This is a genomic window from Faecalimonas canis (assembly GCF_054601575.1).
On the sequence record NZ_BAAHSI010000010.1, the window covers coordinates 39,549 to 61,304 of the forward strand.

Here is a 21,756-nt window from a genome sequence, read left to right on the forward strand (position 1 = left end):
ACATTTAAAATGAAAGGAAGAATGGAAAGATGAAATTAGGATTTATCGGTGCCGGAAATATGGCAAAAGCAATGATGGGCGGAATTTTAAAAAACGGAATTTTAACAGCGGAAGAAGTAATTGCATCTGATATGTATGTTCCGGGCTTGGAGAAAACAAAAGAAGAATTAGGAATTCATGTAACAACAGATAACAAAGAAGTGGCAACAAAGGCAGAAGTTGTTGTATTATCGGTAAAACCACAGTTTTATGCAGATGTGATTGACGAAATTAAAGACTGTATTACGGAAAGCCAGATTATCGTTACAATTGCACCGGGTAAAACTTTAGAATATCTTGCAGGAGCATTCGGACATCCTGTAAAAATCGTTCGTACAATGCCAAATACACCTGCGTTAGTTGGAGAGGGTATTACGGGAGTTTGTCACAATAATTTAGTGACAAAAGAAGAGTTGGATACTGTATGTAACATTTTAAGCGGGTTTGGTAAAGCGGAAGTACTAAGTGAAAAACTTATGGATGTTGTTGTATCTGTAAGCGGAAGTTCACCGGCATATGTATTTATGTTTATTGAAGCGATGGCAGATGCAGCGGTTGCTGATGGAATGCCAAGACAGCAGGCATATAAATTTGCGGCACAGGCAGTTATGGGAAGTGCGAAAATGGTTTTAGAAACGGGAAAACACCCAGGCGAATTAAAAGATATGGTTTGCTCACCGGGAGGAACGACAATTGAGGCAGTTCGCGTATTAGAGGAAAAAGGATTTAGAAGCAGTGTTATTGAGGCGATGAAAGCCTGCGTAAAAATTGCAAAAGGATTATAAAATAAGAAAACTTCTTTCATCACAGAGTGGTGGAAGAAGTTTTTTATATATACCTTTCTTTATGAAAATGGGATATAATATAGGAGAAAAGGTAAGGAGGTATGCTCATGAGTTATATTGCAGATGAAAAAAGATATGAAAAGATGAATTATTTTCGCAGTGGAAACAGCGGTTTGAAATTACCGGCGGTTTCTTTGGGATTATGGCACAATTTTGGAACAAATGATTCTTTTGAAAATATGGTAGATATGTGTGAAACGGCATTTGACTGCGGTATTACGCATTTTGATTTGGCAAATAATTATGGACCGAAGAATGGCAGTGCGGAAGAAAATTTTGGCAAGATTATTAACGGAGAACTGAAACCATATAGAAATGAACTGGTTATCAGTACAAAATCCGGATATGAAATGTGGGACGGACCTTACGGAAATTGGGGAAGCAGAAAATATATGTTGTCGAGTTTGGATGAAAGTTTGAAAAGAATGGGGTTAGACTATGTAGATATTTTTTATCATCACCGAATGGATCCGGCAACTCCACTTGAAGAAAGTATGATGGCACTTGATACGGCGGTAAAACAGGGGAAAGCATTGTATGCCGGAATTTCTAATTATGATGCAAAAACAACGAAAAGGGCAATGGAAATTTTAAAAGAATTAAAATGCCCATTTATTATTAATCAGGTACGCTATTCCATTTTCGACCGTTGGATTGAAGATGACGGATTGAAAAAATTTGCATCGGAAAACGGATGTGGGTTAATTGCTTTCAGTCCGCTGGCACAAGGACTTTTGACAGATAAGTATCTGCATGGTATTCCTGAGAACAGCAGAATAAGAAAAGACGGAAGATTTTTGAAAGAAAGTGCAATTACGAAAGAACGTCTTGAGCAGATTGAAGCATTAAATGAAATTGCAAAAGAGCGCGGACAGACATTGGCACAAATGGCATTATCATGGGTGATCCGTGACGGAGATGTGACAAGTGTATTGATTGGTGCGTCTTCATCTGAGCAAATTCGTGAAAATGTAAAGATAGTAGAAAATACAGCATTTATACAGGAAGAATTAGATGCTATTGACGCCATTTCTAAAAAGTAAGATGGAATTTGAAGAGGGAATCACCCCTCTTCTTTTTTGTGAACATATTTTTATTTCTGTGAACATACTTTAGTGATAAAAGGTAAGAGGGAATGAGATAAGAATGAAATTTACAAAAATGCAGGCACTAGGAAACGACTATATTTATATAAATGCGATGAATGAAAAAATAGAGAATCCTTCTGAATTAGTAAGAAAACTGAGTGACAGACATTTTGGTGTAGGAGGGGACGGAGTTATTTTTATCGATTTTTCAGAGAAAGCAGATGTGAAAATGCGTATGTATAATGCGGACGGAACGGAAGGAAAACTTTGTGGAAATGGAGTTAGATGTGTGGCAAAGTATGTATACGACCACGAAATTGTGAGAAATAAAAAAATTGAAATAGAAACTTATAATAGGGTAATAGAAACTAAAATATTTCCAAAGAAAGATATAGATATGATGGTTGCAGATATGGGGGAAGTGAGTGTAGGAGAAAAAAACGGAAAAATTATTATAGGCGAAACAGAATATAGTTCAGATTATGTTTTTATAGATAATCAACATTTGGTTGTTTATGTAGATGATGTGGATGAAGTGGACATAAAAGAATGGGAGGATTTCACAGAGTTTAATGTAGAGTTTGTATCCATAATAGATAGAGGGAAAATAAGAATGCGTGTGAGGGAGAGAGGAACAGGGGAGACGATGGCGTGTGGGACAGGTGCGTGTGCAGCTGCAGCTGCTTGTATGATGAGAACGTATGTGGATAACTGCGTGAAAGTAAATATGCCCGGTGGAAATTTATTTATTGAGTGGGATAAAGAGAGCAACCACATATTTATGACAGGAGAAGCGAAAACGGTATTTGAGGGGGAAATTGATGTATGTTTGCTATAAATGAAAATTATTTATCACTGCCTCATAATTATCTGTTTGCGGAGGTGAGAAGGAGAACGGAAGAGTATAAAAAGGAAAATCCACAAGCCGAATTGATACAACTTGGCATAGGGGATGTTACTCTTCCTCTTGTGCCGGCTGTTGTCAAAGCAATGAAAAAGGCAGTAGAAGAAATGGGGGAAAAGAAAACATTTAGGGGATATGGAAGCAGTAAGGGATATGGATTTTTACGGAATGCTATAGCGGAAAATGATTATAAAAAACGAGGATGTAATATAAGCGAAGATGAAATTTTTATATCAGACGGTGCTAAAAGTGATATAGGAAATTTGCAGGAAATATTCAGCAGGGAAAATAAAGTGGCGGTTTGCAATCCGGTATATCCTGTCTATACGGACATTAATATTATGGCAGGACGGGCGGGGCAATATGATTTAAAAATGGATAGGTGGAGAAATATTATTTACATGGAATGTACAAAAGAAACGGATTTTCTGCCGGAAATACCGAAACGTGTTCCAGATATGATTTATCTCTGTTTTCCTAATAATCCTACGGGAGCAGTGATGAAAAAGGAACGGTTGCAGGAATGGGTTGATTATGCAAATCAGGTTGGGGCGATTATTTTTTATGACAGTGCTTATGAAGGATATATTTCGGAAGAAGATGTACCTCATACAATCTATGAGTGTGAAGGAGCGAGAATGTGCGCCATTGAAGTGCGAAGTTTTTCAAAAAAGGCGGGATTTACGGGAATACGGCTAGGAGCAACGGTTATTCCGAAAGAGATTAAGATAAAAGGAGTAACTCTGCATTCTCTTTGGGCAAGACGTCAGGAAACAAAATATAATGGAACGTCCTATATTGTGCAGAGGGCAGGAGAGGCAACATACACAAAAGAAGGAAAAAAACAGATTGAGGAGCAGATAAAATATTATATGAATAATGCGGGACAAATACAGACAACGTTATCTGCATTAGGCTATACGGTTGTCGGCGGAAAAAATTCTCCATATGTTTGGCTGAAAACTCCTAATCATATGAAATCATGGGATTTTTTTACATATCTTTTGAAAACTGCAAATGTAGTCGGAACTTCCGGAATCGGATTTGGAACAGCAGGAGAGGGATATTTTAGGTTGACGGGATTTGGAAGTAAAGAGGATACGGAAAGGGCTTTGGAACGGATAAGTGCGTTACCTTTATAGGCAGCGCACCTGCAGTTCTGTAATATGTTCTTCCGTATTGTTTGACTGATGAATGTCAATCCAGAGTAATTCTCGAATGGGACCTGAAGGTTTGAGATGATGCTCATTTGCATATTGCAGTAATTTTGGAATATAAACTGCATTTTGTTTGTTCTTTCCTTTGTAGCAGACAGTAAGGTAATTCCCTTCTTCTATGTATTCTTTTCCGTTTCTATCTATTATAAATACATTTCTATAGTCACAAAATAATTTCTTTTCAATGCTTTCCATAGGTATGGAAGAACCAATTCTGTTGTTGCCGATAATATATAGCCTGTCTTCATCTTTATTTAGCAGTTGTTTAATCAGCATATCCATTTCTTCATCTGTTTTATATGGAGAATGGATGACATGGCAATATCTTCGTTTTAAGTGTACTTTTCGGATTTCTCCGATAGGCTGCAAAATTGCTTCTTGAACGGTGCGAAGACGTTCCTCTACATTTTCCTTTAAATTAGTAAGTGTATTTAACTTTTCTGTAATAACGGACAGTTCATCGGTAAGCAATTGTTCGGTTGAATGAACGGTTCGATTATTCAAATATGTTTTTATTTGTTCCATAGAAAATCCAAGACTGCGTAAATCTCGAATGACATTCAGTCGCCAAAGGTCATTTAAACTATAAAGGCGGTAGCCTTTTTCACTTCTTATGGGTGAGAGTATACCGAGTGATTCATAGTAACGTAGGGAGTCTGTACCTATATGATATAATTTAGAAATTTCTCCGATATGGTAATATTTTTTCATAATCAGTATTCTCCTTTGAAAAAAGTATTGACCTTAGTATTATACTAAGGTTTATGATAAATTGCAAAGGAGGATATAAAAATGAATAGAAAATGGACGGAAACAATCGTCCAACGGATTATGGATGGATTATCATGGAGAAAGATTGTTTATATTGTAATCGGAGCGGTTATTTGTTCTTTTGGGATTTATAACATACATCAGCAGACAGGAGTGACTGAAGGAGGAGTTATAGGAACGATGCTTCTCATAAATCATTGGCTTGGATTTAAGCCGTCTGTTATCACGCCTATATTAGACATTAGTTGTTATCTTTTTGCCTATAAATTTTTAGGAGCACGTTTTATAAAAATATCAGTTGTTTCTACAATGAGTGTTTCATTTTTCTTTAAAATCTGGGAACAGTTCCCACCGATTTTACCAAATTTATCTGCCTATCCATTTGTTTCGGCAGTACTCGGAGGAGTCTTTGTCGGAGTGGGAGTAGGACTTATTGTCAGACAGGGAGGTTCAAGCGGAGGAGATGATGCACTGGCACTTGCTATTTCAAAGGTAACACATTGGCGTTTGTCCAGAGCATATATGTTTACAGATTTCACCGTGTTGATATTATCATTAAGTTATATTCCTGTTGGAAGAATTGTTTTTTCAATTATCACAGTAACAGTTTCTTCTTATATTATTGATTTTGTGCAGCAATATGGCAGATGTCAAACGTTAGAGTTGGAAGAAGGATAAAAAAATAAAAAATATTTAAAAAATAGTTGATTTTTAAAAAAAACCTGTTATAATAATTTGTTGTGTGGTTCAGTTACTACACAACAAGTAATGCGGAATGGTGTAATGGTAGCACAACAGACTCTGACTCTGTTTGTAGGGGTTCGAATCCCTTTTCCGTAGTTTGAAAATTAAATATAGTATTGATGCGGAATGGTGTAATGGTAGCACAACAGACTCTGACTCTGTTTGTAGGGGTTCGAATCCCTTTTCCGTAGTTCTTTATTCTCGAAGTGTGGCTCAGTTTGGTAGAGCGCTACGTTCGGGACGTAGAGGTCGCGTGTTCGAATCACGTCACTTCGATTTTTTAGAAATAAGTTTTTGGATAAGATAATATATGATATGTTATTTTATCTGAAAACTTATTTTTTATTTGTATAGATCGTTATCTCATGGCAACACTTAGAATAGATAAGGTGGTGGTAAACATGAGAATTCCTAAACATATTGCAATTATACCGGATGGAAACAGACGGTGGGCGGTACAGCATAAAATGGAGAAAAAGGACGGTTATCAGAGTGGACTGATACCCGGTGTACAAGTGTTAAGAAAAGCAAAAGAATACGGTGTTTCGGAAATTACTTATTATGGATTTACAACGGATAATTGCCGAAGACCGAGGGAACAAAAAGAAGCTTTCAAAAAAGCGTGTGTGGATGCATTGCGATTTATTAAAGAAGAGGGGAATGTTTCTCTTTTGGTTTTAGGAAATAGAGAATCTGAAAATTTTCCGGAAGAACTTCGGGAATATACAACGAGAAAAGAAATTGGAAAACCGGAGATAAAAGTTAATTTCTTGGTGAATTACGGTTGGGATTGGGATTTATCCGGTATTGCACGAGGAGAAGGTGCGTATTCTAAAGAGATTTCGAGGATAGATTTGGTAATTCGTTGGGGGAACATGAGAAGGTTGTCCGGGATGCTTCCGATACAATCTGTGTATGCAGATTTTTATGTTGTAGAAAATTTGTGGCCGGATTATAAAGATGAGGAATTTGATTTGGCAATACAATGGTATGATAAGCAAGATGTGACGTTAGGAGGTTAAAAAATCCAAAACAATCCGCTGTGACGAGCAGATTGTTTTGGATTTTTTTATAGAATGAAGGTATGTGAAACATACTTTTATTTTATAGATAATTCCATAATGACATTCGGAGAAACTGACACTTCTTTATGTGTTTCCTGAAAACCTAAATGTTTAAAGCAATCTATGGCATTCTGATTTTGCTTATCACAGGTGAGAATAATTTTGTCCAGTTTTCGCAAATGACAGAGTTCAATATAATTTTCTAATAACAAAGAGAAAATTCCTTTTCTTCTAAAATCCTCGTGAATGTGAATGGTATTGAGTTGTAAATATTTATCAGATTCAAATATTTTTGAAAACCCCGCAAAAGTATAGTCATAAGATAATAGGAAATATTCAAAGTCATTAGTAATATCTTCGCATATACTTTCGGGAAGAAGAGGAGAGTCTAGGAGTTCTTCTGTTACGGCACAGAGAGAATAGACAAGTTCCTCGTTTGTTACGGGAATAATTCGTAAGTTCTTCATACATTTGTTCTCCTTAATAGTTTATAGAAAATTTCCTTGTTGTGTTTGTCAAGACAATGGTATTATTATAATAGGATAGAAAAAAAGAAACAAGAGGTTTCGGCAAAATGGAGGCTTTGTAATGAGTGCGTTTGTAGAATTGAAAGATGTAAAAAAGATATATAAAATGGGAGAAGTGGAAATTCATGCGGTGGCAGGAATTAATTTTGAAATTCAGAAAGGTGAATTTGCGGTTGTTGTCGGAGCAAGTGGGGCAGGTAAAACGACAGTTTTAAATATTCTCGGCGGAATGGACACGGCGACAAGTGGGGAAGTTCTCGTTGATGGGAATGATATAACGAAATACAACGGGAAAAAATTGACGGCGTACAGAAGAGATGATATAGGATTTGTCTTTCAGTTTTATAACCTTGTTCCTAACTTGACTGCGTTGGAAAACGTAGAATTGGCATTGCAGATTTGTAAAAACCCTCTTGATGCTGAGAGTGTGCTGAAAGAAGTAGGATTGGGCGAAAGACTAAATAATTTTCCGGCACAGTTGTCGGGAGGGGAACAACAGAGAGTTTCTATTGCGAGAGCGTTGGCGAAAAATCCTAAGTTATTATTGTGTGATGAGCCAACCGGAGCGTTGGATTATAATACGGGTAAAGCGATACTGACTTTGTTGCAGGATATGTGTAGAAAAAAAGGAATGACAGTTATTTTAATTACTCATAACTCAGCGATAGCGCCGATGGCAGATAGAGTGATTCATATAAAGAATGGAAAAGTTTCAAAGATAGAAGAAAACAAAAATCCGGTTTCGATAGAAGAGATTGAGTGGTAGATAAAGATGAAGAAAAAAGCATTGAGAAAAGATTTTTATATGGAGATAAGACGGAGTTTAGGTCGGTTTTTATCGATTTTTTTCATTGTGGCTCTCGGAGTTTCCTTTTTTTCGGGAATACGTGCGGCAGAGCCGGATATGAGATTTTCTGCGGATGAATATTTTGATGAACATCATTTGGCGGATATGAAAGTGATAAGTACATTTGGATTGACTGAGAAAGACATAGACGCCATTCGACAGGTGGAGGGTGTGAAAAAGGTAGAATACGGCTATAGTACGGATGCCATATGTCAGTTGAAGGACAGTGAAAAAGTTGTACATATTATGTCAGAACTTCCTACAATGAATCAAGTAGATGTGATGGAAGGAAGAATGCCAAAGAAAGATAATGAATGTTTTATGGACATTGATTTTATGAAAATGGCGGGATATAAAGTGGGAGATACCGTAAAACTAGAGTCGGGGACAAATGAAGGCTTGGATAAGACGCTTAAACATTCTTCTTACAAGATTGTTGGTGCAGGAAGCAGTACATGTTACATTTCCTTCGAGAGAGGAAGCAGCATGATTGGTACAGGTGAAGTAAGCGGATTTATGATAGTATCTCCGGAAACGTTTTCGACAGATGTGTATACAGAATGTCTGGTAGAAGTTGAAGGGGCAAAAGAGGCGGTTGCGTTTACGAAGGAATACGAAACTAAAGTTGAAAAAGTGACTGAGAAGGTAGAGAAAATTGAAAGTATTCAGTGCCGGCAAAGACGAAAAGAGATTGTGTCGGAGGCGCAGGAAAAAGTTTCCCAGTCAGAAAAGGATTTGCATAAGGCAAAAAAGACAACGGAAGAAGAGTTGAAGTCTGCACAGCAAAAGATTACCGATGGTGAAAAACAATTGGAGGACGGTAAAAAACAACTGACAGGCGGAAAAAATGCTATTGCAAAGGCGAAGAAAACGATTTCTCAAAAAGAAACGGAACTTTTGACGGCGAAGAAGCAGTATGAAACAGGCGTAAGTCAGTTGCAACAGGGAAAGAAAACTTTGGTACAGAAAGAGTCAGAGTTTCAAAAGCAGTATGCAGAAGCTCAGCAGGGAATAAAAACATTGCAGAGTGCTATACAGACGCTGGAGAAAACTTTGACAGAACAGAAAAATCAGTATATTGCTATTCAAAAACAAATAGAAAGTATGAATCCCGATATTCCTGAGGAGCAGGCACAGATAGAGGTGTTAAAGAAGCAACAGGCGATGCTGGAAAATGCCATACAGAAAATGGAAGGGCAGTTATCAGTGCTGAAAGGTCAGTTGAAAGAAATTGAAACGAAACTTTCGACAGGACAAAATGCAATCTGTCAGGCAAAAAAAGAGGTTGCACGCAACGAAGAAATGTTGAAAAAAGTAGGGGTGCAGATTACTTCAGGAGAAAGACAACTGCAGCAGGGGAAAGCAGAATTAGTTGTAAAAGAAAAGGAATTGGAGAAGGCTCAATCTACAATTGAAACAAGTGAGAAAGAACTGGCAAAAGGAAAAGAGGAGTACCTCAAAGCAAAAAAAGAAGCGGAAGCAAAAATTTCTGATGGGGAGAAGAAGATTGCAGATGCAAAAAAAGAGATTGAAACGATTGGAACGCCAAAATGGTATGTGAACAATAGAGATATATTTCCGGAGTACAGCGGTTATGGAGATAACGCAGAGAGAATTAAGGCAATTGGAAAAGTTTTCCCTCTAATCTTTTTCCTTGTGGCGACATTAATCAGTCTGACAACGATGACTCGTATGGTCGAAGAACAGAGAACACAGATAGGAACGATGAAAGCATTAGGATACAGCCGTTTTGCAATTGCAGGAAAGTATATTAATTATGCGTTGATTGCTACTGTAGGCGGAAGTATTGCAGGAGTTTTGATTGGAGAGAAATTGTATCCTTATGTAATTGTGTTTGCTTATCAGATTATGTATGTACATATGCCGAATATCGTTATTCCGTATAATGTAAAATATGCTGTTATGGCAACAATAGCGGCGGTTGCCTGTACAATGTTTGCAACAATACTCGCCTGCTATAAAGAAATGGCAGAACAGCCGGCAGTACTTATGCGTCCGCCATCGCCAAAACAGGGAAAAAGAGTATTTTTGGAGAAAGTTTCGTTTATCTGGAAAAGACTTAGTTTTATTTGGAAATCGACAATCCGAAATTTAATTCGCTACAAGAAACGATTCTTCATGACAATATTTGGAATTGGAGGCTGTATGGCGCTTATCTTGGTCGGATACGGATTAAAAGACTCTATCTTCAGTATAAGTGTTATTCAATATGAAGAAATACAACAGTATAACTTACAGGCGCTGTTAAATGAAGATGCCTCTGAAGAGGAAAAACAGGCATTGGAAACTTATAAAAAGAACCAGAATGAAATTAAAGATTCACTGAAGATTTATATGAAAAATGTCAAAGTCGGCAAAGGGGGCACGGAGAAAGACGTATATTTATATGTTCCTTCAAATGTAAAGAAGTTTGATGATTTTGTTGCTTTGAAAGACAGAAAAACGGATGAACAATATAAACTTACGGAAGACGGTGCGGTTTTAACTGAAAAAATGGCAAAAACATTGGAAGTTGAGGCTGGAGATAAAATTTTTATTAAAGATGAGAACGGACAGAAAAAAGAAATCATCGTTACGGCAATCTGTGAAAACTATATGGGACATTATATTTATCTGACGAAAGGAACGTATGAAAAACTATACGGCGAAACGCCTTCCTTTAATAGCGAACTCTACAAATTGAAAAACACGGATGAAAAGACAACTTTACAGATTGGTGAAGATATGTTGGAAACAAAAGCAGTAATGAATATGCAGTATACAGACAGTCTTCGCACCCGTATTGATGATATGCTGAAAACATTAAACAGTGTTATTGTCGTTCTCATTGTGGCGGCGGGAATGCTTGCGTTTGTTGTTTTATACAATCTGAATAATATTAATATTACAGAGCGAAAGAGAGAATTAGCGACAATTAAAGTTTTAGGATTTTATGACGGAGAAGTGGCAGCATATGTTTACAGGGAAAATATTTTGCTGACATTAATAGGTTCAATTGCGGGATGCGGCTTAGGATATCTGCTTCATCGGTTCGTTATTGTCACAGTGGAAATCGATGATGTAATGTTTGGAAGAAATATCAATTTTATAAGTTATGTAATTGCGCTGTTATTTACATTCGGATTTTCAATTTTTGTCAATTGGGTAATGTATTATAAGTTGAAAAAGATTGATATGGTTGAATCGCTGAAGAGTGTGGAATAGCATATTTTAGAAAAACTTTATACTCTTTATAATTTTATTAGCACTCATTTTGAATGAGTGCTAATTTTCTATTGACATTTAAAAATAAGGGTATTAATATATCTGTTAGGCAATAAAAGAAAAAGGAGTTGTTATAAATGGGAGCAAAACACGGAAATCTTTCTATTAACAGTGAAAATATTTTTCCGATTATTAAAAAATGGATGTATTCAGACCACGATATTTTTGTTCGTGAATTAATTTCAAATGGTTGTGATGCAATCACAAAACTGAAAAAATTGGATATGATGGGAGAATATGCTATTCCGGAAGATTATAAAGCAAAAATAGAAGTTGTTGTAAATCCGGAAGAAAAAACATTGAAATTTATCGATACCGGTATTGGTATGACAGCAGATGAAGTGGAAGAGTATATTACACAAATTGCTTTTTCAGGTGCAACAGAATTTCTTGAAAAATATAAAGACAAAACAACAGAAGATGATATGATAGGACACTTCGGTTTGGGATTTTATTCTGCATTTATGGTTGCGAACGAAGTGCATATTGATACTCTTTCTTACAAAGAAGGTGCAACACCTGTACATTGGACTTGTGACGGCGGAACAGAATATGATATGGAAGAGGGAACAAAAAATACGGTAGGAACAGAGATTACTCTTTTCTTAAATGAGGATAGTGTAGCATTTTCCAACGAATACCGTGTAAGAGAAGTAATTGAAAAATATTGCTCCTTTATGCCGGTTGAAATTTTCTTATCAAGAGAGAATGCAGAGCAGGAATATGAAACAATTTTAGAATCCGAACTTCGAGAAGACGACGTAGTTGTTGAACATATTCATGAAGATGCCAAAATGGAAGAAAAAGAAAATGAAAATGGCGAAAAAGAAATGGTAGAAGTTTCTCCTGCTGTTGACAAAGTGAAAATCAATAAGCGTCCGGTATCTTTGAGCGATACAACACCGCTTTGGAGTAAACACCCAAATGAATGTACAAAAGAAGAATATATTGATTTCTATAGAAAAGTATTCATGGATTATAAAGAACCATTATTCTGGATTCACTTAAACATGGACTATCCGTTTAATTTAAAAGGAATTTTATATTTCCCTAAAATTAATACAGAATATGAATCTATAGAAGGTACAATTAAACTTTACAATAATCAGGTGTTTATTGCAGATAATATTAAAGAAGTCATTCCTGAATTTCTTATGTTATTAAAGGGTGTAATTGATTGTCCTGATTTACCGTTAAATGTATCAAGAAGTGCATTGCAGAATGACGGATTTGTAAATAAAATTGCAGACTATATTTCCAAAAAAGTGGCTGATAAGTTATCAGGAATGTGTAAAACAGACAGAGAATCTTATGAGAAATATTGGGATGACATTAGTCCGTTTATCAAATTCGGATGTTTAAAAGACGAAAAATTCTGTGATAAAATGAGCGATTATATTCTGTTTAAGAATTTAGACTACAAATATATGACTTTGAAAGATCTTGTTCCAGAGGAAGAAAAAACAGAAGAAAATAGTGAAGAAAAAGAAAAAACAACTATTTATTATGTAACTGACGAGCAGCAGCAGAGCCAGTATATCAATATGTTTAAAAAAGAAGGAATGGATGCAGTATTTCTTACGCACAATATTGATTCTGCATTTATCTCACAGTTGGAACAGAGAAATCAGAACGTGAAATTCCAGCGTATTGATGCGGATTTAACAGAAGGACTTAAAGAAGATGTTTCAGAAGAAGATGCAAAAGTATTGGAAGAAAAGAAAGAAACATTGACAGAAGTGTTTAGAAAAGCATTATCCAATGATAAATTGGAAGTAAAAGTGGAGAAACTGAAACATGAAAATGTAGCGGCAATGGTTACATTATCAGAAGAATCCAGACGTATGCAGGAAATGATGAGAATGTACAATATGTACGGAATGGATCCATCTATGTTCGGAACAGACGTAACACTTGTGTTAAATGCAAACCACCCATTAGTACAGTATGTGTTGGAAAATAAAGACGGCGAACATACTCCAATGTTCTGTCAGCAGTTGTATGATTTGGCAATGCTTAGTAATAAGCCGTTAAATCCTGAAGAGATGACAGCATTTATTAACAGAAGTAATGAAATTATGATGCTGTTAGCAAAATAATAGAATAAGTTGAATATTTAAAGGCGTTGAAATAAATTCGTGTGAATTGTTTCAACGCCTTTTGTGTTGCCTTTAACAATATAATGGTTAAAATTGCTGAAAATATAAAAATTAACTGGTAAAAATTGACATTAATCGACAAAAACAATATAATTAATAAATAATAAAAATGTGAGGAGGAAATAGTATGGCAAAATTTTGTACGAAATGTGGCAGAAAGTTAGAAGAAGGAGAAGTTTGTACTTGTCAGCAGGAGAATAACAATTATTCAGAACCTCAGAAAACGGTATCAGGTGGGGCTGAACCGCAGACAACAGAATCCCAGACGGAAAGTTGGGACGGAGGACAGAAGACGGTAAATCAGACGAGTGAGAAGACAAAGGAAGCGGAGTGGATTAGTCAGAAAAGTACGATTGTGGTGAATGAAACGAAGAATGTATTTGCTAAGATCATTCCCCTTTTAAAACACCCGGTTACAGAAACAAAGAAAATTGCAGATGGTAAATCAAGTGTGCCGGGAATTGAATTTATAGCAATTAAGGTAGCGATTGTTCTTATTTTTACGATTGTTATGTTGGTGAAAATAGATTCAACATTGGGTGGATTTGTGGAAATTCCAAAAGCAACTATCATCATTATGGCTATTCTTTTAACTTTAGGAGTGGATTGTCTTGAAGTGCTGATGTTGAAAGTTTTTTCAGGAGTATTAAATGGCGTGACGGAGCAGAGTGCAATGTTTTCTGTAGTAGGAACAAGAGCATTATTTGAAACTATTGTTTGGATTGTAGTGGGAGTTGTAAGTTTGTTATCGGCAAGTTTTGGGCTTATTCTTTTTGGATTTGCATCAATTATATTCCCGATAGTTGAATTTGGAAGTTACCGAGTACTTGTGCAGGCAAGCGAAGATCGTAAAGTTTACGCATATTTTGTTGCTAAAGTAATTATGGCAGTTATTACTTACCTCGTAGTTTATCTGTTTGCAAAAGAAGTTTTAACAAGTATTTTAGGAACAGCAATGGACGGTTTATTGAATTTTTAAAGTGCTTTAGAAAGAGGAGTTGTCGTTATGGGAGGAAAGAAAAAAATAATTGCTATTTTATTTGGTGTAATTGATGCATTACTCATTGTTGCACTTGTGGCTACATTTTTCATTACGGGAAGTGAAGGAAAAACGGTTAAAGCAAAGTGGAATACAGATTTTAAACCGAATGCTTCAAGATATGAGGAAATAGATGAAACAAAAGAGTATAAATCAAATAAGAAGATTGCATTTGACGGAAAGAAAATTACTGTTGCAGATAGTCCGGCAGATAAAAATGTTACTGAACCGCAGTCGGAACTGGTATTTCCTGACAGTGATAAAACGTTGCTTACAGATGAGATGATTAATGAGAAAGTACAAGATAAACAGACGCTCAGACTTGCAATTAATGAAATTTATGCTCGACACGGTTATCAGTTTACATCGGAAGAATATACAAATCATTTTAATCAGTTTGATTGGTACAAGAATATGACAAAAGAGTCAGATATGAATAAAGTCAGTGCAGGTTTTTCGGAAACGGAGAAGAAAAATGTAGAAAAATTGCAGGCGTATTCAGATGCAAAAGGATGGTCTTAGGGGGGTGAAGAGATGTTTTGTCCAAATTGTGGAGCGAAATGTAATGATACAGATTTATTTTGTGGGGAGTGTGGTACTTCCTTAGCAGAATATAGAGAAGAGGTTGACAGTGCAGCGGTCATAAAAGAGGCGGAAGAGCAGTTTGATAAAACGGTAGAAATGTCGGTGCAAAAACCAAAAGTTTCTAAAAAGAGTTTGTTTTTAGTTGCAGAAGTGGCAGTTATGATAGCGCTGGTAGTCGGTATTTACTTCTCATTGGATAAGAAATATTCAGCAGAAACAACAGCACTGGAGTATTGGAAAGCGAAAGCCAACTGTGAGTGGAGTAAGGTATATGATTATTATTCTTTTGAAAAAGAGGATATGTTAAGTAAGCAAATGTATGTGAATGCTCATTCACAGGATGATACTTTGATCAAATATCAATCAGTAGAAGCAAAACTAAGTGGAAATCCAAAAGATTCGGATACGGTTACATATGGAATAGCATATCGGGAAACAGGAAGCGGAAATGAAGAATATGAAACAGTTTCTCTTATAAAAAGGGATAAAAAGTTTTTATTCTGGAATGAATGGAGTGTAGTTCCTGAAGATGAAGTAGTAGATGAATGGAGCGTAACTGTTCCTGAAAATGCGACAGTAAAATTAAACGGTAAAGAAATTGAAGAGAGTAAACGTTCTGAAAAGGAAGGAATGAAAGAAGTGACAGTTTCCAGTTTGTTTCAAGGACAATATCAACTGGAAGTGTCAGAAAAAGGAATGGAATCGTACAGGGATATTGTAATGATAGATTCCGGTACATTCGGCGAGAGCATTAAACTTGTTCCAACGGAAGAAGAGAAAGAAAAATTAGCGGAACAACTTGGAACGGATTTGGAGAAGATTTTGACTTCGGCAGTTGCCAAGGAAGATTTTAGTAAAATGAGAGAATTGTTTTCGGAAGAGGCAATGAAACGTTCTTTTATTAAATCTTCGTATGAAGACCTTTATCAACTTATGGACACAGAGGGAGTAGTAGTTCAGGCTTTTGATATATCTGATATAAGACTGACATCGAACAACTATTACGGAAACAAAGTAACGTTTGATGTTTCAATGAAAATTAAAGCGACCTTTAAAAGATTTTGGTCGGAACAGTCTGAAACTGAAGAAAAAGAATGTGATGAAACAGTGACTTATGTCAAAGAAGAAGGTGGATGGAAATTACAAAATCTTCCAATTTCATATTATGATATTCTTTATTAAAAAAGGACACATAGTGTCCTTTTTTTATGAGAAGAATTAATTGAAATAGGCATCAATACCATCGGCAATTCCTGAAACCATAAAATTTTGCGTATCTGGGTTTTGCATGGCTTTATCCTCTGACGGATTTGTCATAAATCCCAGTTCGATAATGGTAACGGGAATTTTGCACCAGTTAATTCCACTCATTGTATCACTTGTAAGTACGCCTCTATTTTTAAAACCGGTTGCATTGCAGTAAGAAGTAATGACGGATTCGGAAAGTCTGCGAGAAGAGTCAGCAATCTCCTTTACATATCGATTATTTTTGGAAGGAGCCATGGTGAGAGCCCCTGATACAGATTGATTGCTATCTCCGTTTGCGTGTATGCGAATAAAAATATCGGCTTCGGAGCGGTTGGCAATTTCGGCTCTTTCAGCATTACTGATATTGACGTTATTTTGTTCTCGAATCATGATAACCTGATAGCCACGTTTTGATAACTCCTGCTTTAATAGAAGAGAAATATCTAAAGTGAGTTGATATTCAGGTACTTTTGTCGATACTCCGGACGTACCGCTGGCAACTTTTGGTTTCATTTCAGATGCACCGGGTCCAATTGGCTCACGCTCTGCATTTCCTTTCAGCTGGTGTCCGGCATCAATTACAATAGTATGTTGCTTTGGTTTTACAAGATTGATTTCGGGTAATGTGATTTTAGGAGTAATAGGCTTTTGCTGTATGGAACTGATGCTAGATGCAGTTAAAGAAGATGCGCAGCCTGCTAAAAACAGACTACAGGCAATTAATATAAGAAATTTTTTCGCTTTTTTCATTCGTATATCCTCCGATTATTTTTATATTACCTCAAACATAATTTCTTTTTGTACAAAAAATTTCTGCACCATTTTATCCCAAGCCTCCTCTAAAGACTTGTCCATTGTAAAAAGGTTCATAGAAGTTCCCGTGACACATTTAAGAGAAGTGCCATCATAAGAAATATTCAAATATAGTCCTTGCACATCATTCGTGGTAAAAGACAATCCTTGCTGTTTTAAAAGTTTTTCGATGTTAGGTTCAGATAATCCGAACACAAATTTAAAACGAAGAGGAGTACGCTTTCCACGAATAAGGGAAAAACAATATTCCCTTAAATCTTTCCATAAAGAATAGGCGCGGTCGGGAGTCATGTCTTTATCAAAAAAATCTTTTTGCAGCCGTCCATTCATTGAAAATGTATTAAAAGTAACGATTTCTCCTTCGATAAAAAGGAAAGAATCAAATGTTTCAGAGAGAAGAAGTTTTGACATAAACTCCCTCACTTCAGGAATGGATAATAAAATCATAGTTACCTCCGTTTAAGAAAATAGATACCAAGTCCTAGTGTGATAAATTCAGCTAAAGGTACAGCGGCCCATATTCCTGTTATGCCGAGGAAGAGAGGTAGAATATAGACAAATACTATACTCAGCACACAACTTTTCATAAGGCAGAGAAAAAGGGAAATCTGTGGTTTTACCGTGGACTGAAAATATCCTACAATAAACATATTAATCCCAATAACAAAAAATCCCGTAAAGTAAATACGGATTGCCGTAGGGGAAAGTGCCAGTATTTCCGCATTAGGATTTAAGAAAATATTTGTAAACATATTTGGAACGATTAATCCGAGTATTGCAGGGACAGAACAGATAAGAAAAGCGGTTCTCAGTCCCAGTTTTTTTACAACGTGAATACGTTCATGTTGTCCCGCACCATGATTAATAGAAATAATAGGCTGCGAGGCCTGATTAATTCCGTTACATAAACAGGTGACAACGATAGCAGTATTTGCGATGACGCCATACATAGTTACTCCTACATCGCCAATATATTTTAAAATCTGTATATTGAAGAAAAACATAACAAGTCCGGAGGACATTTCCAAAATAAAACTGGTAAATCCATTTTGAAAAATCTGTTTTACAAAGGAAAATGAAAGTCCTTTTAATGTAAAATGTAATCCGTTTTTCTTTGAAAAGAAATGGAACAGTAAAATACAGGTTGTAATGGTTGTTCCGATAACACTTGCAATGGAAGCACCTGCCATTTTCATATCAAGAGTATAGACAAAGAGAATATCCAAAAATACATTTGAAATACCGCCGGTTACAACGGCAAGCATGGAAAGTTTAGGTGCACCGTCATTTCGGACAAAAGTCTGCAAAAATGTAGAGAAGGAGAAAAATCCAAGTCCCCAGATAACATAAGGCGCATAATCCATGATATATGGCAAAGTAACTTTTGTCGCGCCGAGGAAACGTGCGATATCTTCCATAAAAATAAGAAAAAGTATCATATAAAGAATGCTTGTAACGGCATTTAACAGTACAGCAGTGGTAAAGTATTTATCACCGGTTTTGTTATCGCCTTTTCCACGGGCAATAGACATTAATACAGAACCGCCCACGCCGAATAATAATCCTGTTCCGAAGAAAATGTTAAATAGAGGCAATACAATATTTAAGGCAGCCATTGCGTCGGCGCCTATTCCTTTTCCAATAATGATTGTATCTGCCAACACATAAATAGACGTTACCATTGTTCCGCATATTGAAGGAAAAAGGTAACGAAAAAAGATTTTGGAAACAGGTTCTTCTGTAAAAGATTTGATATTCATAATCTGCTCCTTTTTGAGATTTACTATGGGTTATATTATAGCAGAAACATTGACTTTTTGAAAGTAAAACAGTATCATAAACCTATGCGTTTAAATAGCGGGGAGAATGAAAATGAAAGAAGAATTAATTCGTTTAAATAAATTTTTAAGTGAAGCCGGTGTCTGTTCAAGAAGAGAAGCGGACAGACTGATAGAGGCAGGTAAAGTCTTTGTAGATGGAAGACGTGCGGAAACAGGAATGAAAATTTCTAAAGAGCAGGAAGTGAAAGTTGGAAAGAAAGTTATCAGCAAGGGAAATCAAATGGTACTTTTAGCGGTAAATAAACCGGTGGGAATTGTCTGCACGGAGGAAAAGAAAGAGAAGAACAATATCATTCGTTTCCTGAACTATCCGACAAGGGTAACATATATCGGACGTTTGGATAAAGATTCAGAAGGACTTTTGCTTATGACGAACAACGGAGATATAATCAATAAAATGATGCGGTCAGGAAACCGACATGAAAAAGAATACAAAGTGACGGTAAATAAACCGGTTACACGGGAATTTATTGAGAAAATGGGGCAGGGAGTTCCAATTTTAGATACGGTGACAAGACCGTGTGAAGTAAAAGCCATCGGAAAATATAAATTTAACATTACACTGACGCAAGGATTAAACAGACAGATTCGCAGAATGTGTGAATATTTTGGTTACAAGGTGACAAAACTGGAGAGAGTGCGTGTAATGAATATCGAATTGGGAAATCTAAAATCAGGAGAGTATAGAAAAGTGACGGATGATGAGACAAGGGAACTTTATGAGTTGATTAAAGATTCATCAAATGAAACCGTTATAGAACAGAAATAGGAGTAAAGAATGACAGACAAGAAAAAACGTATGCAGGAACTGATTACACTTTTGAATGAGGCGGGAAAAGCCTATTATCAGAGTGCGACAGAAATTATGAGCAATTTTCAATATGATAAATTATATGACGAGTTAGTTGAGTTGGAGCGAGAACTAAATGTTACCTTATCCAATAGTCCGACGGTTAATGTAGGATATGAAGTTTTAAGTGAATTGCCGAAAGAACGGCACGAGAAGCCGATGCTGTCGTTAGACAAAACGAAAGAAATCAGTGGTTTGAAAGATTTTTTAGGAAATCAGAAAGCGATTATTTCATGGAAATTAGATGGGTTGACAATTGTTTTAACATACCGTGACGGCGAACTTCAGAAAGCGGTAACACGAGGCAACGGGGAAGTGGGAGAAGTTATAACAAATAATGCAAAAGTATTTAAAAATATTCCGCTTCATATTTCTTATAAAGGTGAGTTGGTGCTTCGTGGAGAAGCTGTTATCGGCTATAAAGATTTTGAGAGAATTAATGAAGAAATTGAAGATATTGATGCAAGGTATAAAAATCCGCGAAATTTATGTAGCGGCTCGGTGCGACAATTAAATAACGAAATTACTGCAAAGAGAAATGTAAAGTTTTTTGCATTTTCTCTCGTGAAAGCAGATGGTGTTGACTTCAAAAATTCAAGAAATGAACAGATGCGCTGGCTTTCGGAACAGGGATTTGATGTGGTGGAACATGAGGAGGTGACAAGTGCTGATATTGAAGAGAAAGTAGAGGCATTTGCACATAAGATAGAAGATAATGACTTCCCGTCAGATGGGCTTGTTTTAGTGTATGATGATATTGCGTATGGTCAGTCGCTTGGAATGACGGCGAAATTTCCGAGAGATTCATTTGCATTTAAGTGGGCGGATGAAATTCGAGAAACAACTCTTCGTGAGATTGAGTGGAGTCCGTCAAGAACAGGATTGATTAATCCGGTGGCTATATTTGATTCGGTGGAATTGGAGGGAACGACTGTAAGTCGTGCAAGTGTCCACAATATCAGTATTATGGAAGAATTGGAACTTGGCATCGGCGATACGATACAGGTATATAAAGCGAATATGATTATTCCGCAGATTGCTGAAAATCTGACAAGAAGCGGAGTGAAAGATATTCCTGAAATATGTCCGGTGTGTAGGGAGAAAACAGAAATCAAAAAAGTAAATAATGCAAAAGCACTTTATTGTACAAATCCTGAATGTCAAGCGAAACGAATAAAATCTTTTGCACTTTTTGCCAGCAGAGATGCGTTAAATATTGACGGAATGTCGGAGGCGACTTTAGAAAAATTTATTTTGGAAGGCTTTATCAAAGAGTATGCGGATGTTTTCCATTTAGACCGTTACGAAGAAGAAATAAAATCGATGGAAGGATTTGGGGAAAAGTCTTATAATAAATTGCAAGCGAGTGTAGAAAAAGCGAGAATGACAACTTTGCCGAAAATGATTTACAGTCTTGGCATTGCTAATATTGGTTTGGCAAATGCAAAGATGATATGTAAAGAATTTAATAATAATATAGAAGAGATTATGAATGCCACACCGGAGAGATTAAATCAAATTGACGGCGTGGGCGAAGTGATTGCAGGAACATTTGTAGAATACTTCTCTGTAAAAAAACACAGAAGAGAATTTGAAAATCTTCTTCGAGAGGTTACTATTCCTGAGGAAAATGCAGAGGAAAGCGGACAGATTCTCGAAGGAATCCAGTTTGTCATTACCGGAAGCGTGAATCATTTTGCAAATCGTAATGCGGTGAAGGAAATGATTGAGAGTAAAGGTGGAAAAGTGACAGGGAGTGTTACTTCTAAGACGAATTATTTAATCAATAATGATACAACATCAACTTCTTCAAAAAATAAAAAGGCGAGGGAATTGGGAATACCGATTATTTCGGAAGAAGAATTTTTGGAAATGTTAAGAGAGGGATAA

General features: G+C 36.2%; 19 protein-coding genes and 3 tRNA genes. 17 read left to right on the top strand and 5 right to left on the bottom strand.

Annotation, left to right across the window (positions count from 1 at the left end; translation table 11 throughout):
* The first annotated feature begins 29 nt into the window (after positions 1 to 29).
* The 4 genes from proC (at position 30) to ACYPXO_RS03200 (ending at position 4,018) form a co-directional block, all read left to right on the top strand.
* Complete coding sequence (gene proC, locus ACYPXO_RS03185) at positions 30 to 824, top strand: pyrroline-5-carboxylate reductase (protein ID WP_459639238.1); 795 nt, start codon at positions 30 to 32, stop codon at positions 822 to 824.
* Between the two features lie 107 nt (positions 825 to 931).
* A complete protein-coding gene (locus tag ACYPXO_RS03190; RefSeq protein ID WP_459639239.1) occupies positions 932 to 1,927 on the top strand; it encodes an aldo/keto reductase in 996 nt (331 codons plus the stop codon).
* A gap of 103 nt (positions 1,928 to 2,030) precedes the next feature.
* Positions 2,031 to 2,810, top strand: coding sequence for a diaminopimelate epimerase (dapF, locus tag ACYPXO_RS03195; RefSeq protein WP_459639240.1), 780 nt, complete (start codon positions 2,031 to 2,033; stop codon positions 2,808 to 2,810).
* Entirely contained in the window at positions 2,798 to 4,018 is a 1,221-nt protein-coding gene (locus ACYPXO_RS03200; protein ID WP_459639241.1) for an LL-diaminopimelate aminotransferase, read from the top strand. Before dapF ends, ACYPXO_RS03200 begins: the two co-directional genes overlap by 13 nt.
* Here ACYPXO_RS03200 and ACYPXO_RS03205 read toward each other — a convergent pair.
* Positions 4,013 to 4,804 (bottom strand): MerR family transcriptional regulator, encoded by a 792-nt coding sequence (locus tag ACYPXO_RS03205; RefSeq protein WP_459639242.1) that lies wholly within the window; start codon positions 4,802 to 4,804, stop codon positions 4,013 to 4,015. The two genes, ACYPXO_RS03200 and ACYPXO_RS03205, sit on opposite strands and share 6 nt — an antisense overlap.
* A 75-nt stretch (positions 4,805 to 4,879) precedes the next feature.
* Between ACYPXO_RS03205 and ACYPXO_RS03210 the strand changes: the two genes are divergently transcribed.
* From ACYPXO_RS03210 to ACYPXO_RS03230, 5 genes are all read left to right on the top strand, one after another.
* The gene (locus ACYPXO_RS03210; RefSeq protein WP_459639266.1) at positions 4,880 to 5,542 is read left to right on the top strand and encodes a YitT family protein; all 663 of its coding nucleotides are present in this window, start codon (positions 4,880 to 4,882) and stop codon (positions 5,540 to 5,542) included.
* Between the two features lie 91 nt (positions 5,543 to 5,633).
* Positions 5,634 to 5,704 (top strand) — tRNA-Gln (locus tag ACYPXO_RS03215).
* 24 nt (positions 5,705 to 5,728) lie between these two features.
* Positions 5,729 to 5,799: transfer RNA gene (locus tag ACYPXO_RS03220), tRNA-Gln, on the top strand.
* Between the two features lie 11 nt (positions 5,800 to 5,810).
* Positions 5,811 to 5,884: transfer RNA gene (locus ACYPXO_RS03225), tRNA-Pro, on the top strand.
* Positions 5,885 to 6,009: 125 nt separating this feature from the next.
* Entirely contained in the window at positions 6,010 to 6,630 is a 621-nt protein-coding gene (locus tag ACYPXO_RS03230) for an undecaprenyl diphosphate synthase family protein (RefSeq protein ID WP_459639243.1), read from the top strand.
* 77 nt (positions 6,631 to 6,707) lie between these two features.
* On the opposite strand, the gene ACYPXO_RS03235 is transcribed toward ACYPXO_RS03230, so the two are convergent.
* On the bottom strand, positions 6,708 to 7,139 hold the full coding sequence (locus ACYPXO_RS03235) for a GNAT family N-acetyltransferase (RefSeq protein ID WP_459639244.1): 432 nt from the start codon (positions 7,137 to 7,139) through the stop codon (positions 6,708 to 6,710).
* Positions 7,140 to 7,260: 121 nt separating this feature from the next.
* On the opposite strand from ACYPXO_RS03235, the gene ACYPXO_RS03240 reads away from it, so the two are divergent.
* The 6 genes from ACYPXO_RS03240 (at position 7,261) to ACYPXO_RS03265 (ending at position 16,296) form a co-directional block, all read left to right on the top strand.
* A complete protein-coding gene (locus ACYPXO_RS03240; protein WP_459639245.1) occupies positions 7,261 to 7,965 on the top strand; it encodes an ABC transporter ATP-binding protein in 705 nt (234 codons plus the stop codon).
* A gap of 6 nt (positions 7,966 to 7,971) precedes the next feature.
* Positions 7,972 to 11,271: an ABC transporter permease gene (locus tag ACYPXO_RS03245; RefSeq protein ID WP_459639246.1), complete on the top strand. Its 3,300-nt coding sequence runs from the start codon at positions 7,972 to 7,974 to the stop codon at positions 11,269 to 11,271.
* A 137-nt stretch (positions 11,272 to 11,408) separates the two neighbouring features.
* Complete coding sequence (gene htpG / locus ACYPXO_RS03250; protein WP_459639247.1) at positions 11,409 to 13,430, top strand: molecular chaperone HtpG; 2,022 nt, start codon at positions 11,409 to 11,411, stop codon at positions 13,428 to 13,430.
* A 187-nt stretch (positions 13,431 to 13,617) separates the two neighbouring features.
* Positions 13,618 to 14,469 carry a hypothetical protein gene (locus ACYPXO_RS03255; protein WP_459639248.1) on the top strand — a complete coding sequence of 284 codons (852 nt, stop codon included), beginning with the start codon at positions 13,618 to 13,620 and terminating at the stop codon, positions 14,467 to 14,469.
* Between the two features lie 27 nt (positions 14,470 to 14,496).
* Positions 14,497 to 15,051, top strand: coding sequence for a YARHG domain-containing protein (locus tag ACYPXO_RS03260; protein ID WP_459639249.1), 555 nt, complete (start codon positions 14,497 to 14,499; stop codon positions 15,049 to 15,051).
* Between the two features lie 12 nt (positions 15,052 to 15,063).
* Positions 15,064 to 16,296, top strand: a complete 1,233-nt coding sequence (locus ACYPXO_RS03265) for a zinc-ribbon domain-containing protein (RefSeq protein ID WP_459639250.1) — start codon at positions 15,064 to 15,066, stop codon at positions 16,294 to 16,296.
* Positions 16,297 to 16,332: 36 nt separating this feature from the next.
* Here ACYPXO_RS03265 and ACYPXO_RS03270 read toward each other — a convergent pair whose 3' ends face one another.
* The 3 genes from ACYPXO_RS03270 to ACYPXO_RS03280 are packed head-to-tail and all read right to left on the bottom strand — an operon-like array spanning position 16,333 to position 18,935.
* Complete coding sequence (locus tag ACYPXO_RS03270; protein ID WP_459639251.1) at positions 16,333 to 17,112, bottom strand: N-acetylmuramoyl-L-alanine amidase family protein; 780 nt, start codon at positions 17,110 to 17,112, stop codon at positions 16,333 to 16,335.
* A gap of 21 nt (positions 17,113 to 17,133) precedes the next feature.
* On the bottom strand, positions 17,134 to 17,622 hold the full coding sequence (locus ACYPXO_RS03275; RefSeq protein WP_459639252.1) for a DUF5721 family protein: 489 nt from the start codon (positions 17,620 to 17,622) through the stop codon (positions 17,134 to 17,136).
* Positions 17,623 to 17,624: 2 nt separating this feature from the next.
* The gene (locus ACYPXO_RS03280) at positions 17,625 to 18,935 is read right to left on the bottom strand and encodes an MATE family efflux transporter (RefSeq protein WP_459639253.1); all 1,311 of its coding nucleotides are present in this window, start codon (positions 18,933 to 18,935) and stop codon (positions 17,625 to 17,627) included.
* Between the two features lie 112 nt (positions 18,936 to 19,047).
* Here ACYPXO_RS03280 and rluF point away from each other — a divergent pair, with 112 nt between their 5' ends.
* Both rluF and ligA read left to right on the top strand, forming a co-directional pair.
* Complete coding sequence (gene rluF, locus ACYPXO_RS03285) at positions 19,048 to 19,785, top strand: 23S rRNA pseudouridine(2604) synthase RluF (RefSeq protein ID WP_459639254.1); 738 nt, start codon at positions 19,048 to 19,050, stop codon at positions 19,783 to 19,785.
* Positions 19,786 to 19,794: 9 nt separating this feature from the next.
* Positions 19,795 to 21,756 (top strand): NAD-dependent DNA ligase LigA, encoded by a 1,962-nt coding sequence (gene ligA / locus ACYPXO_RS03290; protein ID WP_459639255.1) that lies wholly within the window; start codon positions 19,795 to 19,797, stop codon positions 21,754 to 21,756.

Excerpts from the sequence above, each read along its gene's own strand:
- ACYPXO_RS03265 (WP_459639250.1), top strand. The coding sequence starts at position 15,064 with ATGTTTTGTCCAAATTGTGGAGCGAAATGTAATGATACAGATTTATTT.
- ACYPXO_RS03190 (WP_459639239.1), top strand. The coding sequence starts at position 932 with ATGAGTTATATTGCAGATGAAAAAAGATATGAAAAGATGAATTATTTT.
- rluF (WP_459639254.1), top strand. The coding sequence starts at position 19,048 with ATGAAAGAAGAATTAATTCGTTTAAATAAATTTTTAAGTGAAGCCGGT.
- ACYPXO_RS03205 (WP_459639242.1), bottom strand. The coding sequence starts at position 4,804 with ATGAAAAAATATTACCATATCGGAGAAATTTCTAAATTATATCATATA.
- ACYPXO_RS03230 (WP_459639243.1), top strand. The coding sequence starts at position 6,010 with ATGAGAATTCCTAAACATATTGCAATTATACCGGATGGAAACAGACGG.
- ACYPXO_RS03275 (WP_459639252.1), bottom strand. The coding sequence starts at position 17,622 with ATGATTTTATTATCCATTCCTGAAGTGAGGGAGTTTATGTCAAAACTT.
- ACYPXO_RS03260 (WP_459639249.1), top strand. The coding sequence starts at position 14,497 with ATGGGAGGAAAGAAAAAAATAATTGCTATTTTATTTGGTGTAATTGAT.
- proC (WP_459639238.1), top strand. The coding sequence starts at position 30 with ATGAAATTAGGATTTATCGGTGCCGGAAATATGGCAAAAGCAATGATG.
- ACYPXO_RS03240 (WP_459639245.1), top strand. The coding sequence starts at position 7,261 with ATGAGTGCGTTTGTAGAATTGAAAGATGTAAAAAAGATATATAAAATG.
- ACYPXO_RS03200 (WP_459639241.1), top strand. The coding sequence starts at position 2,798 with ATGTTTGCTATAAATGAAAATTATTTATCACTGCCTCATAATTATCTG.
- ACYPXO_RS03245 (WP_459639246.1), top strand. The coding sequence starts at position 7,972 with ATGAAGAAAAAAGCATTGAGAAAAGATTTTTATATGGAGATAAGACGG.
- ACYPXO_RS03255 (WP_459639248.1), top strand. The coding sequence starts at position 13,618 with ATGGCAAAATTTTGTACGAAATGTGGCAGAAAGTTAGAAGAAGGAGAA.
- ACYPXO_RS03235 (WP_459639244.1), bottom strand. The coding sequence starts at position 7,139 with ATGAAGAACTTACGAATTATTCCCGTAACAAACGAGGAACTTGTCTAT.
- htpG (WP_459639247.1), top strand. The coding sequence starts at position 11,409 with ATGGGAGCAAAACACGGAAATCTTTCTATTAACAGTGAAAATATTTTT.
- ACYPXO_RS03280 (WP_459639253.1), bottom strand. The coding sequence starts at position 18,935 with ATGAATATCAAATCTTTTACAGAAGAACCTGTTTCCAAAATCTTTTTT.
- dapF (WP_459639240.1), top strand. The coding sequence starts at position 2,031 with ATGAAATTTACAAAAATGCAGGCACTAGGAAACGACTATATTTATATA.
- ligA (WP_459639255.1), top strand. The coding sequence starts at position 19,795 with ATGACAGACAAGAAAAAACGTATGCAGGAACTGATTACACTTTTGAAT.
- ACYPXO_RS03270 (WP_459639251.1), bottom strand. The coding sequence starts at position 17,112 with ATGAAAAAAGCGAAAAAATTTCTTATATTAATTGCCTGTAGTCTGTTT.